15 protein-coding genes are annotated in these 16,748 nt (G+C 64.3%); 9 read left to right on the forward strand and 6 right to left on the reverse strand.

From position 1 onward, the window contains the following. Positions 1-363: 363 nt before the first annotated feature. On the reverse strand, positions 364-531 hold the full coding sequence (locus ABQJ48_RS28905; protein WP_367841368.1) for a hypothetical protein: 168 nt from the start codon (positions 529-531) through the stop codon (positions 364-366). Between the two features lie 341 nt (positions 532-872). Here ABQJ48_RS28905 and ABQJ48_RS28910 point away from each other — a divergent pair, with 341 nt between their 5' ends. Continuing rightward, a complete protein-coding gene (locus tag ABQJ48_RS28910; protein ID WP_367841369.1) occupies positions 873-2,189 on the forward strand; it encodes an NRAMP family divalent metal transporter in 1,317 nt (438 codons plus the stop codon). 132 nt (positions 2,190-2,321) lie between these two features. On the opposite strand, the gene ABQJ48_RS28915 is transcribed toward ABQJ48_RS28910, so the two are convergent. The 3 genes from ABQJ48_RS28915 to ABQJ48_RS28925 all read right to left on the reverse strand — a co-directional run bounded on the left by ABQJ48_RS28915 (position 2,322) and on the right by ABQJ48_RS28925 (position 4,987). Continuing rightward, complete coding sequence (locus ABQJ48_RS28915; protein WP_367841370.1) at positions 2,322-2,927, reverse strand: protein-L-isoaspartate O-methyltransferase family protein; 606 nt, start codon at positions 2,925-2,927, stop codon at positions 2,322-2,324. Between the two features lie 262 nt (positions 2,928-3,189). Continuing rightward, positions 3,190-4,206, reverse strand: a complete 1,017-nt coding sequence (locus ABQJ48_RS28920) for an SDR family oxidoreductase (RefSeq protein WP_367841371.1) — start codon at positions 4,204-4,206, stop codon at positions 3,190-3,192. 238 nt (positions 4,207-4,444) lie between these two features. Beyond that, on the reverse strand, positions 4,445-4,987 hold the full coding sequence (locus ABQJ48_RS28925) for a DUF4142 domain-containing protein (RefSeq protein WP_367841372.1): 543 nt from the start codon (positions 4,985-4,987) through the stop codon (positions 4,445-4,447). Positions 4,988-5,258: 271 nt separating this feature from the next. On the opposite strand from ABQJ48_RS28925, the gene ABQJ48_RS28930 reads away from it, so the two are divergent. From ABQJ48_RS28930 to ABQJ48_RS28940, 3 genes are all read left to right on the forward strand, one after another. Continuing rightward, complete coding sequence (locus ABQJ48_RS28930; protein ID WP_367841373.1) at positions 5,259-5,525, forward strand: CsbD family protein; 267 nt, start codon at positions 5,259-5,261, stop codon at positions 5,523-5,525. Positions 5,526-5,660: 135 nt separating this feature from the next. Beyond that, positions 5,661-6,035 carry a phage holin family protein gene (locus tag ABQJ48_RS28935; RefSeq protein WP_367841374.1) on the forward strand — a complete coding sequence of 125 codons (375 nt, stop codon included), beginning with the start codon at positions 5,661-5,663 and terminating at the stop codon, positions 6,033-6,035. Then, positions 6,032-6,358 carry a hypothetical protein gene (locus ABQJ48_RS28940; protein ID WP_367841375.1) on the forward strand — a complete coding sequence of 109 codons (327 nt, stop codon included), beginning with the start codon at positions 6,032-6,034 and terminating at the stop codon, positions 6,356-6,358. Before ABQJ48_RS28935 ends, ABQJ48_RS28940 begins: the two co-directional genes overlap by 4 nt. A gap of 82 nt (positions 6,359-6,440) precedes the next feature. Here ABQJ48_RS28940 and ABQJ48_RS28945 read toward each other — a convergent pair whose 3' ends face one another. Beyond that, positions 6,441-8,192, reverse strand: coding sequence for a RecQ family ATP-dependent DNA helicase (locus tag ABQJ48_RS28945; protein WP_367841376.1), 1,752 nt, complete (start codon positions 8,190-8,192; stop codon positions 6,441-6,443). Positions 8,193-8,557: 365 nt separating this feature from the next. On the opposite strand from ABQJ48_RS28945, the gene ABQJ48_RS28950 reads away from it, so the two are divergent. Then, positions 8,558-9,307 carry a PIG-L deacetylase family protein gene (locus ABQJ48_RS28950; protein ID WP_367841377.1) on the forward strand — a complete coding sequence of 250 codons (750 nt, stop codon included), beginning with the start codon at positions 8,558-8,560 and terminating at the stop codon, positions 9,305-9,307. A gap of 16 nt (positions 9,308-9,323) precedes the next feature. After that, positions 9,324-10,268, forward strand: coding sequence for a glycosyltransferase family 2 protein (locus ABQJ48_RS28955; RefSeq protein WP_367841378.1), 945 nt, complete (start codon positions 9,324-9,326; stop codon positions 10,266-10,268). A gap of 94 nt (positions 10,269-10,362) precedes the next feature. Here ABQJ48_RS28955 and ABQJ48_RS28960 read toward each other — a convergent pair whose 3' ends face one another. After that, complete coding sequence (locus ABQJ48_RS28960) at positions 10,363-13,050, reverse strand: ATP-binding cassette domain-containing protein (RefSeq protein WP_367841379.1); 2,688 nt, start codon at positions 13,048-13,050, stop codon at positions 10,363-10,365. 443 nt (positions 13,051-13,493) lie between these two features. Here ABQJ48_RS28960 and ABQJ48_RS28965 point away from each other — a divergent pair, with 443 nt between their 5' ends. The 3 genes from ABQJ48_RS28965 to waaF all read left to right on the forward strand — a co-directional run bounded on the left by ABQJ48_RS28965 (position 13,494) and on the right by waaF (position 16,734). Next, complete coding sequence (locus ABQJ48_RS28965) at positions 13,494-14,798, forward strand: glycosyltransferase family 4 protein (protein WP_367841380.1); 1,305 nt, start codon at positions 13,494-13,496, stop codon at positions 14,796-14,798. Between the two features lie 92 nt (positions 14,799-14,890). Further along, the gene (locus ABQJ48_RS28970; protein ID WP_367841381.1) at positions 14,891-15,493 is read left to right on the forward strand and encodes a D-glycero-alpha-D-manno-heptose-1,7-bisphosphate 7-phosphatase; all 603 of its coding nucleotides are present in this window, start codon (positions 14,891-14,893) and stop codon (positions 15,491-15,493) included. Then, positions 15,490-16,734, forward strand: a complete 1,245-nt coding sequence (waaF, locus tag ABQJ48_RS28975; RefSeq protein WP_367841382.1) for a lipopolysaccharide heptosyltransferase II — start codon at positions 15,490-15,492, stop codon at positions 16,732-16,734. Before ABQJ48_RS28970 ends, waaF begins: the two co-directional genes overlap by 4 nt. Positions 16,735-16,748: the final 14 nt, after the last annotated feature.

The raw sequence follows: 16,748 nt of genomic DNA on the forward strand, positions 1-16,748 counted from the left end.
CGTTTTACGACCGCGTCACTTTTAGAGACAGAGGCGCACACAGTTGCCACGAACGGTGGGCGCTTCATTTGACGCGACAGAGTGCATTTCGAGCATACAGCCCCGGCCTTGCAGCGAAGCGAGAGGCGTTGTCGTGGCGCACAGCGCGGACAAGCCTGCCATTCAATGGCCGCGCCGCAGCGATGCCCCGGCGTGCCCGCAACATCCCGCCGCGCAACGCAACAGCGATTGATGGTCGGGTGATCTCGTACCCGACGTCCTCGGTCGGGCACGAGACGGCGCCGCAGGAATCCGGCGCGGCGACTTTGCCGCACGCATCGCAGCGTCATGCGGCCCGGTCTTGCCGACGGCTTTGCGCCGCCCCTATTCCGGCGTGTCTTCGTCGGCGTCCTCGCCGTCTTCCGACTCGATTCTCGTCGTTCCGCCGGTGGCTGGCGGGTCGCTGGCGGGGAAACTATCTTCGACAGCCTTGTCGACGTCCTGCTCGGACTTCTCGCTCGAGGGATTCTGTTCCTTCGGGGTGGTCGCCATGTCGGTCTCCGGTGATGAGCGTGACTGGAGGTGAGCAAGGCGCATGCCGCTGGCCGAGCTGGTGCAAGCACTTTGTGATGCTCCCCGCGGCTCGCCACCGGACGGTCGAACACGATGCTCCAATTCCGACGCGCGCGTACATGCTTCAGCACAGACCCACGCGGTACGGATCATGCATGCGACTGATCCGCCGCGTGACGATTGCCGTGGTCGCCGGCTCGAAACCACGGCGAATGTGCAGCGCGAAGGCGACACGCAGGGTTCGGCCCCCCTACAGCGAGCGCCGGCCGAGCGGCTGCGGCGCAAATCTCGCATGCACTCACTTCCTTGCGACGCATACCATGTGCTCGATCCAACAGACGGGAGCCACCACCTATCCGCGCGGCAATGCCGAAGGGGGCGCGGCTGCCCATTCGTGGGCCGCCGACATCGGCCCAGGCGTCGTCACGATGGCCGCGGACAACGACGCGGCCGGCATCGTCACCTATTCGCTCGCGGGCGCGCAGTTCGGCTACGACATGCTTTGGAGCTGCGTGCTGACCTATCCGTCGATCGTCGCGTTGCAACTCGTGTCGGCGCGGATCGCTGTTCTGACGGGCGACGGATTGACGACGAACATGCGCAGGCATTACTCGCGCTTGTGGTTTTTCCTGGCCGTCGGCCGCTTCCTCATTGCGAACACGTTCAACATTGCCGCGGATGTGATCGCGATGGGCGCAGGTGCGCAATTGCTGTGGCTCGGTTCGATTCCCGGCTTTGCGATGTTCTTTCTCGTGCTGTCGATCGCGCTGCAGTGGTTCATCCCGTATGCAAAGTACGCGCGCGTACTCAAGTGGCTAGCGCTTTCACTGTTCGGCTATGCCGGGGTCGACATCGCGCTGCACCTGCCCTGGACGAGGCTGACGGCACAACTCTTCGTCCCTCATGTTTCGTGGTCCAGGCATTATCTGGAGATGCTGCTGGCGGTTCTTGGCACGACTGTGAGCCCCTATCTACTCTATTCGCAGGCGGAACAGCAGGTCGAAGCGCAGCGCCCACAAGACGAACGCGGCAACGGTGCCAGGAATCGCGAGGCCCGCCTGAAGCGCCTGGCAAGCATGCGTCGCGATACGCTGAACAGAACCGCGCTATCGAACGCGGTTGCGGTCTCCATCATGATCGCCGCAGCGGCAACGCTGCACGCGAGCGGCCGCGCGGCTGATTCGGCGGCAACGCTCGCCAGCGTGCTTGCGCCGGTCGCTGGCCGGTTCGATGCGCATCTGCTGGGTCTGGCGCTCATCAGCAGTGCGCTGCTCGCGTTGCCACCGCTCGCCGGTTCGGCGGCACACGCGGTCGCGAGCACCATCGGCTGGCCAAACGACGAGCGCCACAACCGGCGCATCGCCTTCGCGCTGGTCTCGATCGTTGCGTTGGGCGGCGGGTTGGGCATCGTGCTGGCGGCCATGCGGCTGGACCCGATTCGCGTGCTGTACTGGAGCGCGGTGGTCAACGGCACGACCGCCACTCCCGTGATGGCGCTGCTCGTGCTGCTCAGCACCCGGCACTCCGCAGTAGGCGATCTGAGCGCGCACTGGACCTTGCGCACGCTCAGTTGGCTTGCGGTTTTGGGAATGGGCGCAGCCGTGGTCGCACGATACGTATGCGGTTGGCAGGGCTAAATGCAATGCCGTGCGCCAACGCAGGTTGCCCACGCGCATAACGTCATGCGATTGCTGCCGCCCACAGTCGTGCAGGATATGCGGCGCACCGCATTGCTTCGGACTTCTTATCGACCTTTCTGGTTATGGCGCTCACGCGTCATTGCGAGAAGCAGCACGGAGTCGAACACCACAGAACGGCGCGTGGTCGGCGAGGCCCGCCGTACCGTCGCCGAGATGCACGGCCACATTGGCGTATCCCAGCTGGCGCAAGCGTTCTCGGGCCGTCTCGGCCACCGCCGGATGGCGTTCGATCGACTCCACGCGGGCAGCTATTTCCGCCGCGATAGCCGCGCTATAGCCGGAGCCTGTGCCGACATCCAACACGTGGTCGCCAGGATGAAGCTCGGCCGCCTCCAGCATCTTCGCGACAATGACAGGCTGCGAAATCGACTGTCCGCCTTCGAGAGGCAACGGCGTGTCGTCGTAAGCGAATTCGTGGAGCCCGGTGGGCACGAATGCATCGCGCGGCACCCGCTGCATGGCGGACAGCACATTCGGATCGCGCACGCCCCGGCGCCTGATTTGTCGCTCGACCATCCGCTCGCGAGCTTCGGTGAATCGCTCATCGCAGCCTCCTGACGATGTCGGCTGCGAATCGCCCGAGTCCCACGCGCAAGCGGGCTGTGGATCGCGCGAGATGGATTCAAAGGCGGACGTGACAAGCGCTTTGATCTCGAGTGCCTGCCTCCGCCGCATGCCGGCTCAAGCATCGAGCGAGCAACGAACGTACCGTGCCATGGTGTCGCCGTCCGGGGGCGCGCAACGCGTCGGCCATGCGAGGCGCGCCACGACATTGCCGAACGCGGACTCGCCGTTCAAGCCAACGGGCATCGACCGCAACGAGCGACCGGCCGGAGCCCGGACTGCCAAGCGGGTGCGCCTCGGTCCGCTGTGTTGCAAGACGATGCCGCGCTGGTCTGATCGCCTGACGACCGCATCCAGTGGCCGAGCCCGGCTGTTACGGCTGCCCCGCGCCGCCGGACGCGCCGAAGACCTGGCCCGTCACGTAAGTGGACTGCGTCGATGCCAGCTGCACATACAACGGCGCGATTTCGGCCGGCTGTCCCGGCCTTCCCAGCGGCACCTGCTCGCCGAAGTGCGCGAGATTCTCCATAGTCTGCCCGCCACTGACCTGCAATGCGGTCCAGAAGGGACCGGGCGCGACCGCATTCACCCGGATGCCGCGTTTGACCATCTGTTTGGCCAGACCCTTCGTGAAGTTGGCAATGCCCGCCTTGGTCAGCGCGTAGTCGAGCAGGTTGGCGGAGGGTTCGTATGCATTGACGGACGCCGTGTTGATGATCGCGGCCCCGGGCGGCATGTGTGGAATGGCTGCCTTGGTGATCCAGAACATTGCGTAAAGATTGGTGCGCAAAGTCCAGTCGAAATCGTCCGTGCTGATGTCGAGAATCGAGTCGTGACTGTGCTGGCGCGCCGCATTGTTGACCAGAATGTCGAGGCCGCCCATTTGCTGCAATGCGTTCGCAACCAATGCCTGGCAGAACGTTTCATTGCGGATATCGCCCGGCAACGACACTGCTTTGCGGCCCGCCGCGCGAATGATCTGCACCACCTCGCGCGCGTCGGGCTCTTCCGCCGGTAGATAGACGATCGCCACGTCGGCGCCCTCGCGCGCGAACGCGATGGCCGCCGCCCGGCCGATGCCGGAATCGCCGCCGGTAATGAGCGCATGTCGGCCGCTCAGGCGGCCGGTGCCCTGATAGCTGGATTCGCCGTGGTCCGGGCGTGGCGTCATGCGCCCCGCGAGGCCGGGCCATGGCTGTTGCTGCTCGGGAAACGGCGGATGTGGGTACAGCCCTCGCGGATCGGCCAGCGCGGCCGATCCGGCCGTCCCGGTCGCCTCCGTTGCGCTGGCTTGTCCCAGCGCGTGAGCGGCCACGCTGGTCATCAGTCCGGCTGCGGCTCCTTGCATCAACCTGCGGCGCGCTGGCGAAGTGGTGTTGTCGGATGGCATACGAAGCTCCTCGTAACGAATGCCCGCAGCGCTGCCGCAGGACAACCCCCGACGAGCAAGGAAGGTACCCGTTGGCCGTTCCTGCATGTGTCGCGACGGCGCTCGACCGGCCAGTCCGATTCACGCAGCGTGCCGGCCCGCGTCAAGCCGGCTACGTCTTTGCAACCCGAACGCCGCGGGTTTTTGCGCGGTACTGCACACCGCGCGACCCGCTCGCGCCGCATTAGCAAGCCGGCTGCTACTCTGTCACGCCCTTTTTCGCGGCGAGCTCCTGCGCCATTTTGTAATGTTCCTGGATCGTCGGCAGAGCTTTTTGCGCCGCTTTTTTCAGGTCGGCGTTCTGTCCATCGGCGATCTCCTTCTGGAACGCCGCGATCGCCGACTTGTGACCTTCAAGGCCTACTTTCTTGATGTAAGCGTCGTCGAACGCCTTGCCTTTCAACGGCTTCAACTCGTCCAGAACGCTGGTGTCCGAATTGTCTTTCGGCACCTGAACGCCGTGCGGCGCCGCCATCTTCAACTGCACGGTCAACTTGGTATGGTCCACCATCATGTGATGAGCGAACGACTTCACGTCCTTGTCATTGGAATTTTTGGTTGCGAGCTTCGATGCGTCGATCTCGGTCGAAGACGACTGGCTGGCAGCCTGAACAAAATCCTTGTCCCCCTGCGGCAACGGATTTGCCGCGGTGGTGGATGCGGCTTCGGTCTGCGCATGGACCACAGGCGCAAGCACCCCTAAAGAAGCGCATACGGCTGCGATGACGGTTATTCGTTTCATGTGACCTCTCCGATAAACGATTGAGTAGTGTGACGGCCGAAGCTTCGTCGCGTCTACCCGGCGGCAGCAACGCGTATGCCAAGTCCGGCTTCTTGCGCATCATTGATGCAGACGTAACCTGATCGCCTGATGGGCCTGGTTCTTGCGCACTGCTCTTTTGTGCACGGTGCAGCAGATGATCCCACCAACGCAACTCGCAAACTGCGAATGCCGTTTTCCACATCGGCGCGCATTTGCACGATTGCCGTCGCACTTACTCGAGGAGCAGACAATGGACACGACTGAAGGACAAGCAACAGTAGGGGAGACTGCCGGCGCCATGAAGCAGGCGGCCGACGACCTGCTCGGCGACGCCGCGACGCAAGCGGGTGAGCAGGCGCAACAACTGCGTGCGCAAGCACGAAAGCTCTACGCCGATTTCATGGATGTCATTCAGCAAGCTACCGCGCAACGGCCGTTTGCGGCGCTCGCGACGGCGGCAGCGGTGGGCTTCGTCCTTGGCGCCTTGCGCTCGGCCGTACGCTCGCGGCCAGACTAGGCGCGAGTGACACCGGGTGAAACCCATTGGCAGCGGCAAGCCATGCACCTTTGACCGTCATCGGTAGCGAAACGGTCCAGGCGCCCAGCGCCTGACAGACACCGGCTTTCATCAACAGTCCCGAGGAGTCGCGATATGTCCGTGCGCTTGAAAGTCATGAAGTGGCGAAACGTCGGCAGATTCTGTGTCGAGCGAGCCAACGATTATGGTGAGCTTCTCGGTGTCGAACTCGAGGAAACCAGGAAGCGCCTCGTTCACGAGTTGAGTGCCCTGGTCGCGTTGGCCGTCGCGGGACTGTTCACGCTTTCGTTCGTCTGCATCGCGATCATTGCAACGGCCTGGGAGACAGCTTATTTCCTGTACGTGGTCTGGGCCATTGCCGCGATGTGGCTGATGCTGTCCGTCGTTTCCCTGCTGGTCCTGCGAGCCGAGAAACCGGGGCGAGCGCTTCACGTGCTGCAGCGGGAGATTCGAAATGACCTCGATACGTTGAAGGAGGCGCTCAAATGAACCGCGCACCGATCCACGACGACGCGGAGGCTGCCATCCTCGCGCGCATGGCCGCGTCGCGCGCCGCCTTGCTCGAAGCAAACAGCATCGCCACCGGCGTTTCGGTCGCACGCCGCCAGACCAGCCTGCCCGCGACTTTCGTTGCCGCCATCGCAGAGACCCCGCGCGTAGCGACACTGCTCGCCTTGACTGTCGGCGCGATCATTCTGGGACCCCGCCGGACGCTCGCCATTGCCGGTCGCTCGGGGGCTGCTGCATGGGTAGGCAGCAGCGTGCGCAAACTGTTCGCACGCCCCGATGGACGGGTTGTAGTAGATAAGTAGTCCTGCTTATCACGTTGATCGCGCCGGTGGTTCCCGACAGGCGCTCGGGGCGCGCACCTCGAACGCTGACGCGCTTTGGGCCCTACCTGCTAGCCCGTACATAACTTGCGAGGAAGGTGCGGGTGCTGCCGTCCGGAAACCGCACGGCCACCTGTTCGGCGCTGGCGAGCGCGACTTCGCCTGCGCCATAGCGCGGCACGCGCACGGCGTCGCCGGGCGCCCAGATGCGCCGTTTCGCCGGCTCCTTTCCGTTCGGCCGAGGCGCCTGAACGAACGGCGCCTCGCTCGCCACCATCGCTTCGGGCGCGACATCGACGTGCGGCGGATTCACGCAGTTATCGCAGACCCCGCAGCGCTCAAGAGCCGGCATGTCCTCGTAGTAGTCGAGAATCGCCCGCCAGCGGCACTGGCCCATTTGCGCATAGTCGATCATACGTTGCAGCATTTCCTTATCGTACCTGCTCATCTCTTCGAATTGCGCGGCCGCTTTTGCGATGATGTCGTAGGTCGAGTCGCGCGGGGCTTCACCCGCCAATGCACGGTAACGGCGCCGCCGGTTGCGGCCCGCCACGCGCGCGTCGACCAGCATGTTCAGCGCGACTTCCAGCTTGCCGCCGCCGACATCCGGCAATTCGTCCTTCAACTCGACGAGGCTGGCGTCCGCAGGTTGGTGCGCGCTGCGCGTAGCCAGTGCATCGTAGATGCGTCGTGCGACTTCCGCGCTCGGATAGCGTCCGGCGAGAAAGAACTGCTGCACGCGCCGGTCGTTCAGGTCGAACAGCAGCACGCAATCAGCCGGTTCGCCATCGCGTCCTGCTCTGCCGGTTTCCTGATAGTAGGCGTCGAGGCTGCCCGGCATCTGGTAATGGATGACGAAGCGGATATCGGCTTTGTCCACGCCCATGCCGAACGCGTTGGTCGCGATCATCAGCCGCGTTGCGCCCGACATGAACTGCTCCTGCGCCTGGTCGCGCGCGCCGGCCGACAGTCGCCCGTGATAACGCGACACCGATTGGTGAGCGTCGCTGAGCCAGCCGTAGATGCGATCCACGTCGCGAACGGTGGCCGCGTAGATGATGCCCGATCCCTGCAGCGATGCCAGCAGCTTCGACAGTTGCTCGCGCTTGGCGGCCAGCGCGCGACCCGCGCCGTGCTTGCCACCTGCCGTGCTGACCTGAACCACGCGATAGCGCAGGTTCTCACGAAATGTGCCGGTACGAATCACGTTCGGATCGCGCAAGCCGAGCGAGCCGATGATGTCGGCCAGCACCACCGCGGTCGCGGTCGCGGTCAGCGCCAGTACCGGCGGCTCGCCCAGCGCCTTGACCGCGCTCGCGATTTCAAGGAACGCGGGTCGGAAGTCGTGTCCCCACTGCGACACGCAATGCGCTTCGTCGACGACGACCAGCCCCACCCGATGCTCGGGGCGGGCGCGCAGAATGTGGATGAACGCCGGTTGTGCGAGGCGCTCGGGCGTCACGAACACGATGCCGCTCTGGCCATCCGCAATTCGTTGCAGTGCCTCGCGTTCCTCGCGGCGGCGCAACGTGCTGTTGACCAAAGTGCAGTCTATGCCTGCCGCAAGCAGCTTGTCGGCTTGATCCTTCATCAAGGCAATAAGCGGCGAGACCACCAGGGTTGTGCCGCTCAGATGCAGCGCCGGCAATTGATAACAGAGCGATTTTCCCGCACCGGTCGGCATGGTGGCGAGTGTGTCGCGCCGCTCCAGCACGCTGCGGATAATCTCTTCCTGGCCGGGACGCAGTCCCTCGATTCCGAACATCTCATGCATCGTCTTGTGCATGCTGCGCAGGCGTTGGTCGAGTGTTGTCATAGGGTCTCGGTGGTCAATCGTGGAACAACGGTGCGCGGCCGCGGCGATAGCGTGCCATCGCCGCGAACGATGCGTCTCTTTCGCGCTCAACGTTCTTGAAGCTCGCCATTCACTTGAGGGCGAGAAGCGCCTCGCCTCGAGGTGCGCCCGCCCGCGTTGGGTTTCGATAGTCATTCGTTAGCAAAACCTTTGCCTGCGGTGTCTTTCTTTCTCGTTCGAGAACGTCCGCCGCATGTTGATCAAACGAAAGCAATACACCGCATTGAGGCGTGCCGAATCGCAGGAACAAGCGTTGCTGTCCCTATCGGATGCGACCACGGTCACGAGGTCCAATGACAGAACCGGCTACTCGCAAGGACTACAGAATGGAATGGCACGAACGCCTGCTTGTGATCTCACCGCATCTCGACGACGCGGTGCTCAGTTGCGGCACTTTGCTCGCAGCGCACCCAGGGGCGTTCGTATGCACCGTATTCACCGCCCCGCCCGAAAAACACATGATCACCGACTGGGATCGGCAGTCGGGGTTCGCGGATGCAGTCGAAGCAATCCACGCGCGCAAAGCGGAGGACATACGCGCGCTTGCCATATTGGGTGCCTCCGCGATCCACTTGCCCTTTTGTGACGCGCAGTACCAGACACCGCCTGTTCCAGAAACGCTCGTTGCGGCGATCGAACAAACGTTGCGCGATGTCGAGCCTTCGTCGGTAATGATTCCGCTCGGCCTATTCCATTCCGATCACACCGATGTCGCCAACGCATGCCTGACGTTAATGCAACGATTCGAGCATGTCCGGGTGCATGCGTATGAAGACGTGCCCTATCGAACGATGCCCGACATCGTGCCGCAGCGGTTACAAGCGATCAGGGAACGCGGCTTCGCGGCACAGCCCGTCGGCACCCTTGGCATCGCGATAGACGCGCGGCATCGGCGATTAAAGCGTGCGGCGATCAACGCCTATCGTAGCCAGCTGCGCGCATTTGGCGCGGATGGACAAGCCGGACTCCACGCGGATGAGCGTTACTGGCGCCTTTGCGAAACCGCCGCAAACCGCAACGCCCATTCACGGCCCCCGAGGCACGACGCTTGCTCGGCACACTCAACGTACCGCTAGAAAAATTTCGAACCGCATGGAACAAGAACCGCTCGCTCGACGCATTTCCCTTGTCGTACTGACATACAACCGCGCCGACGAATTGATTGCGACCCTTCGACGCCTGCTTGCCCTTCCGGAACGCCCGCCCATCTTCGTGGTCGATAACGCGTCCGACGACGGTACCGTTGCCCGGGTCAAAGCGCTGTTTCCGCGCGTGCGCATCATCGAATGCGAGCACAACCTCGGCGCTGCCGGCCGAAATCGCGCGGCCGCCCTGGTCGCGACGGACTACATCGCCTTCTGCGACGATGACACGTGGTGGGAGCCCGGTTCGCTGGAACGCGCGGTCCAGCTACTGGATGCGTGGCCGAATGTGGGCGTGCTGAGCGCCCGTGTGGTAGTAGGCAAAGACAGCGTGACGGACCCGACGTGCGCAGTGATGGGCGCCAGTCCACTCGGCAGCGATGGACTCCCGGGGCCGGCGCTCATCGGCTACATGGCGGGCGCGTGCGTGTTTCGCACGTCGTTGTTCCGTGGCGTGGGGGGCTATGAAAGGCGGCTTTTCATCGGCGGCGAAGAAGAGCTCGTGGCGCTGGACGTGCTTGCCGCCGGGCAGGCCATCGTCTACTGCGATCAGTTGACCGTCCATCATCATCCGTCGCCCTTGCGAGACAGCAGTCTGCGACGGCGCACGCTCGCCCGCAACGCCGCGTGGATCGCATGTCTGCGGCTGCCGTGGCCGGAAGCCTGCCGCGCGACGTTTCGCGCACTCGAATTACTCGCGCGAGAAGGCCGTTTCGCTCGCGACAGTGTGGCGCTCCTGCGTGGGGTGGCATGGGCACTCCAGCACCGCCGTATCGTCCCGCAGCGCGTACTCAATCTGCGGCGGCGCGTGCATGCCGCCGAGCAGCAGGCCATCGCAACCATCGCGAATGCGGACGCGAAGACTGCTTCCATTGAAGTCGACGTGCACATGTGATCAAAACCCGGCGCGTGCGGGACAAGCTCGCATGCCGCATCACATGCGGGATGCGCGTCACAGTTACGGCCTGCTGACTATTACGGCCTGCTGACTAGCGCTCTTCGTATTGCCGCGCAGCTGCCGTCGATACGCCGATGATTTCGGCAATCAGCTTCTCGGTAGGAACCGGTTTTCCCAACAGCGCGTGGAAGCCCGCTCGCTGCGCTCGTTTGCGGTCTTCAGCATCGGTATAGCCCGTCAATGCGATGGCCGGCAAGCGCGACGGCATAGGTATTCCGCGCTCGGCCTCGAGCGCGCGCAACCGCCGCAAGACCTCGTAGCCGTCTTCGTCGGCGAGCACGATGTCGCACAACAAAACGTTCGGCCATTGGCTCATGTCCGTTTGCAATAGCCACTCCAACGCCTCGGCGCCCGAAGACGCGAGCTGCACACGCGCACCGTTCTCGCTCAGCACGGCTTCGAGCGCGTCTCGCGCTTCCTCCTGATCGTCGACGACCATCACGGACACACCTTCGAGCGACATCGCGCTTTGAGCACGCTCTGTCGAGGGCTCGGGGGCCGCATGCAGCTCTGAATCAGCGACCGGCCGTAGCGGCAGCATCGCGACATAGGCGAGCCGGCCGCGCAACGGCATGAGCGTAAAGCTGCCGCCGGCCGCGGTCAGCGCCGTCTCCAACCGACGCGCGTCCGCATTCGAAAGCTCCGCCGGTTGGTCGCCCACGCCCGGCACGCTGACCCACGCGTGATTGTTGTGACGATCCACGCGCAACGCAATGCGCTGTCCCGGACTCGCCCGCGCGATCTCGTTGCGGCACAAGTCCGCGATCAGCGGTTGCAGCACGCTCGGGTCGCCCGTTACGCGCAGATCGCCGTCGGTGAGTTCGGCATATAAGGTCACGCGGCGCGCGGCGGTCTCATCGTGCAACGAGTCGATTGCCCCTGCGGCCAACGCGGCCAGACTGACGGACTGCGCGGTCAGTTTGCGCTGCGCATGTTCCAGTTCGCCCTGCTGCCATTGCAACGACCACATCTTTGCGTACACGCCCTCGCGTGCGAGCAACTCGCGATGGGTGCCTTGCTCCACGACGCGGCCGTGCTCCATCACGAGAATCCAGTCGGCGTCCACCACGGTCGAAAGACGGTGTGCAATCACGATCGACGTGCGGCCTTGCGCGAGGCGCGTCAGCTCTGTCTGGATGGCGCGTTCGGAGCGCGTATCCAACGCGGAGGTCGCCTCGTCGAACACGATGATGCGCGGGTCCTTGAGTATCGCCCGCGCAATCGCGATGCGCTGCCGCTCGCCACCCGAGAGCCGCACACCTCGCTCGCCGACGCGCGTGTCGTAATGATCCGGCAGCCGCTCGATGAACTCGTCCAGTTGCGCGGCGCGCGCCGCGCGCACCACATCGGCGCGCGTGGCCGAGGCTCGCCCATACGCGATGTTGTATGCGATGGTTTCGTTGAATAGCACGGTGTCTTGCGGCACGATGCCGATCGCCTCGCGCAAGCTTCGCTGCGTCACCTGGCCGATGTCCTGCCCGTCGATGCGAATCGTGCCACGCCCCGGTTGATAAAGCCGGAATAGAAGCTTGACCAATGTCGACTTGCCCGACCCGCTGCCGCCGACCACCGCCAGCGTCTTGCCGGCATACGCATGAAAATCGACGTCGCGCAAAATCTGGCGCGCCGCGTCATAGCCGAAATCGACATGCTCGAAATCGATCTTTCCGGCGCTCACGACGAGCGGCTTGGCGGCGGGGTCGTCGATATCCTCGCCCACCCGCCCGCGTGTATCGAGAATCCCAAACATCCGCTCCACGTTGACGAGCGCGTCGTTGGTCTCGCGGAACACGAAGCCGAGCGTGTTCAACGGCATGCAGATCTGGATGATGTATGCGTTCACGAGAATCAGATCGCCGACGCTCATGGTCCCCACCACCACATACTGCGCCGCCAGCAGCATGATCGCGCCGATGCCGAGCGCGATCACCCCACTCTGCCCGACGTGCAAAACGCTCAACGCATTCTGATTCGTGGTTCGTGCATGCACCCACTTTTCCAGCACCTCGCTCAGCCGCCGGGTTTCGCTGTCCTCGGTGGCGAAGTATTTGACGGTGTCGTAGTTGAGCAAGCTATCGACGAGCCGGCCGTCCGATTGCGCTTCCAGCACGTTGATCGCGCGCTGGAACGCGATGCGCCGCCGCGTGAAGATCAGCGTATAAGCGGCGTAGCAAACGAAGGTGACCGCGATCGTCAGCGTGAATTCCCACGTGTACTTGTGGACCATGATCGCGACTATCGCCGCGATCTCGAACGCGGTGGGCACGATGGTAAACAGCGCAACGCCGAGCAAAAAGCCGATTGCGTCGGCGCCCTTCTGGACGTCGCGCACAATCGCGCCAGTCTCGCGCCCGGTATGAAAACGCGCGCTCATCCGATGCAAATGCGCGAACGTCCGTTCGGTGAATGCGGCGACCGTGCGCTGCGTGACGATGCTGAACACGACGTCGCGCGCTTCGTTCAGCGCATCGCCGAAAAAGCGCAGCAGCGCATACGCGAGCACCAGAAACACGGGAAACAGCGCATGGGCCAGGGGATGACTCAGTTCGTCGACGACATGCTTGAGCGCGAGCGGCATCAGCACGGTCGACGACTTCGCCGCGACCATCAGCAACAGGGACGCCACGGTTTGCTTGCGGTAGCGCCACACGGCCAGCGTGAGGTCAGCGGCAATTCGGCGAGTCAGACGTGAACGGGGCAACCCGGCGGAATTCGGCATGGTGTTCCTGTCATAAGCGGCGCGGCCGGCGCACTTGCATCGCGCAGCGTACAACAAGGACAGAATTGCGCAACACGTTCGGCGGCGAGCAAGCCCCGCGCCTCGTTCGCCGCTCGAAGAGCGCATCTGTCCCGGGTTCGCATCTATCCGCCAACACCCCATTCATCTCATCGTAGTACCGGCGGCCGCGCGCGTGCGCGAAGTTACATTGCGGCTTGTAGAAACAGGGAACGCCACAGCGTTTCCTGGCATGGAAACGGGGAACGCCACAGCGCTTCAATTCGTCGGGTATGGCGTTAGGTGGTCCGCAACGCCGCCCAAATGCTGTTTGGCACAACGAATGCTGCGGCGGGCGGTAAGCCGCCACCGCGCAGATTCGCACAGCTGCCCGGAAAGCCGAGACCCATCCACCTCCGCCACTCTCCATGCCGGGAAGGTACCTAATGAAAATCGCTCTCATCAGTGAACATGCTTCACCGCTCGCAGTTGCTGGTGGAGTGGATAGCGGGGGACAAAACATCTACGTGGCGAACGTCGCGCGACAGCTGCTCGAAGCGGGCCATCAGGTCGACGTGTTTACCCGGCGCGACCGCGCGCTGCTGCCTCTCATCTCCGACATGGAGGGCGTGCGCGTGATCCATGTGCCGGCCGGTCCGCCCATGCAATTGCCGAAGGAACAGTTGCTGCCGTACATGGATGAGTTCGCGGCATTTCTCATCGAATTCTTTCGCCGTGAAAGTGTGTGCTATGACGTGATGCACGCGAACTTCTTCATGTCCGGTCTCGCCGCATTGAAGGTGAAGGCAGCGCTCGGCATTCCGCTCGTTACGACCTTTCACGCGCTTGGCCGTGTACGGCGAATTCATCAGGGCGCGAACGACGGCTTTCCCGACGAGCGCTTTGCGATTGAAGACGACCTCGTCGCGCTGTCGAACGTGATCGTCGCCGAGTGCCCGCAGGACCAGGCCGATCTGATCGAGCACTACCGCGCCGACCCGGCCCGTATCCAGATCGTCCCGTGCGGTTTTGACGCCGACGAGTTCAGGCCCATCGATCGCGCCGTCGCGCGCGAAACGCTCGGTTGGCAGCGCGATGAATTCATCGTGCTGCAACTCGGCCGGCTCGTGCAACGCAAAGGGATCGACAACGTCGTGCGCGGCGTGGGCGTGCTGAAGCGAACCTTCGGCGCCTGCGCGCGACTGTATGTGGTGGGCGGTAACTCCGACGCGCCCAACGAGCTCGCCACGCCGGAAATTGCGCGCTTGCGCGGCATCGCCAGCGAATGTGGGGTGGCCGAGCAAACCACGTTCGTCGGGCGGCGTGGCCGCGCGCAATTGCGCTACTTCTACAGCGCCGCCGACGTCTTCGTGACGACGCCGTGGTACGAACCCTTCGGCATCACCCCGGTGGAGGCAATGGCCTGCGGCACGCCGGTGATCGGCGCGAACGTGGGCGGCATTCGCTATTCGGTGGCCAATGGCGTGACCGGCTTTCTGGTGCCACCGCGCGATCCCGCCGCGCTCGCCGTGCGCCTCGATCAGTTACGGCGCGACGGCGCGCTGGCGCGACAGATGGGTCAAGCCGGTCTCGCCAGGGCGCAAGCCGAATTCACCTGGCGCGGCGTGGGCGAATCGCTCGCGCAAATCTACGCGCGCGTGACGAGCGCAACGCGTGGGGCGGCGAGCGAAACCGTCGTCGCGAAGAGGGTGATGCCAAGGCCCACTGCGGCGAAAGCGTCATTCGGCTGACGCTGCTGGCGCATGCAAGACAGACACCGCGTGATACCGCTGCGGCGGCATCGCTTCGGCATTTCGCTTACGGTTTCGCCTGGACCTTCATCATGCTGCAACCCGCTGTATTTCTCGACAAGGACGGCACTTTGCTCGACGACGTGCCCTATAACATCGACCCCGCGCTGATGCGCCTCGCACCGGGCGCGCGCGAAGCACTCGCGCTGCTGGGCGCGTCGCCCTTCGCACTGTTCGTCATCAGCAATCAGCCGGGCGTGGCATTGGGGATGTTCGCGCGCTCGGCGCTGCAGAACGTGGAAGCGCAATTACACCGCTGGTTCGCCGAGTGCGGCGCGACCCTGAGCGGCGCGTACTGGTGCCCGCATCATCCCGATGGCACGGTGCCGCCCTACGACGTCGGCTGCGATTGCCGCAAGCCCGGCGCGGGCCTGTTGTTGCGCGCGGCGCGCGCACACGGCATCGACCTCGCGCACAGCTGGTTCATCGGCGATATTCTCGACGACGTGGAAGCCGGCAACCGCGCCGGTTGCCGCACCGTGCTGCTCGACAACGGCCACGAGACCGAATGGATCGAAGGTCCGCTGCGCGTGCCGTTCGCGCGCGCGGCCGACTTGCACGCAGCCGCGCAGCTGATCCTGCACCACGACGGCGGCTCCCGCACCGCCCCGCTCCACGCGGAAGCCACGCGATGAACGCCCCCATGCTGATTGCCCAGCCAACGCACGCTCACGCGCGGGTACCGCTCGAAGCTCCGCCGCTCACGCGCTGGGGCGGCGACGTGAAGCGCATTCTGTGCGTGCGGCTCGACAATCTTGGCGACGTGCTGATGACCACCCCGGCGTTGCACGCACTGCGCGAGTCCGCCGCGAATCGTCGCATCACGCTGCTTGCATCGCGCAGCGGCGTAGCGCTGACGCCTTTTCTCGACGCTGTCGACGACGTGATCGAATACGACGCGCCTTGGGTCGCGCATGCGTCGAACCCGGTGCGCAACCTGATCGACGATCAGCGAATGCAGGCGCGTCTGCGGCGCCATGGCTTCGACGCCGCCGTGATCTTTACCGTATATAGCCAAAGCCCGCTGCCGGCCGCGATGCTCTGCTATCTGGCCGGCATTCCCCGCCGCCTCGCGCATTGCCGCGAGAACCCTTATGCGTTGCTGACCGACTGGCTGCGAGAACCGGAACCGCAGCAACGCACCCGTCATGAAGTGCAACGCCAGCTCGATCTGGTGCACCAGGTCGGCGCGCATGCGTCCGATACGCGCATGCGCTTTAGCGTGCGTCAGGCGGACCGGTGCAGCCTCCATACGCAGTTGTCGGCGCGCGGCATCGCGGCCACGGCTGAATGGATCGTGCTGCATCCCGGCGCAAGCGCGGCGTCGCGCCGTTATCCGCCCGAGCGTTTCGGCGAAGTCGCCACGCGGCTCGCGCGTCAAACCGGCGCGTCGTTGCTGATCACCGGCAGTTGCAGCGAACGCCCGCTCGTCGAAGCCGTGATCCGCGCGGCGGCGCCGGGCGTCCGCAGGCGACTGCACGACCTGAGCGGCGCGCTGACGCTGGGGGAACTCGCCGCGCTGATCGAACGCGCGAGCGTGCTCGTTTCCAACAACAGCGGGCCGGTACATCTGGCTTCCGCGTTGGGCGTGCCGGTCGTCGATCTGTATGCGCTGACCAATCCGCAGCATACGCCGTGGCAAACGCCGCATCGCGTGCTGTTTCGCGATGTCGAATGTCGCTGGTGCTACCGCAGCGTCTGTCCGCAACAACATCACGCGTGTCTGCTCGGCGTCGCCCCTGGCGAGGTCGTGCAAGCCGCGCTCGAGTTGCGCGCCGCCGCGCCGACGTCCGAGCCCAACCGGAACCGGGACGCGACCTGCAACGCCAGCCACGCTGCTGCGCCGCCGTTTGCCGACCAACCGCTGGTGCCCTGAACCCTTTCTCATCG

Source organism: Paraburkholderia suaedae (assembly GCF_040812055.1).
Lineage (GTDB): Bacteria > Pseudomonadota > Gammaproteobacteria > Burkholderiales > Burkholderiaceae > Paraburkholderia.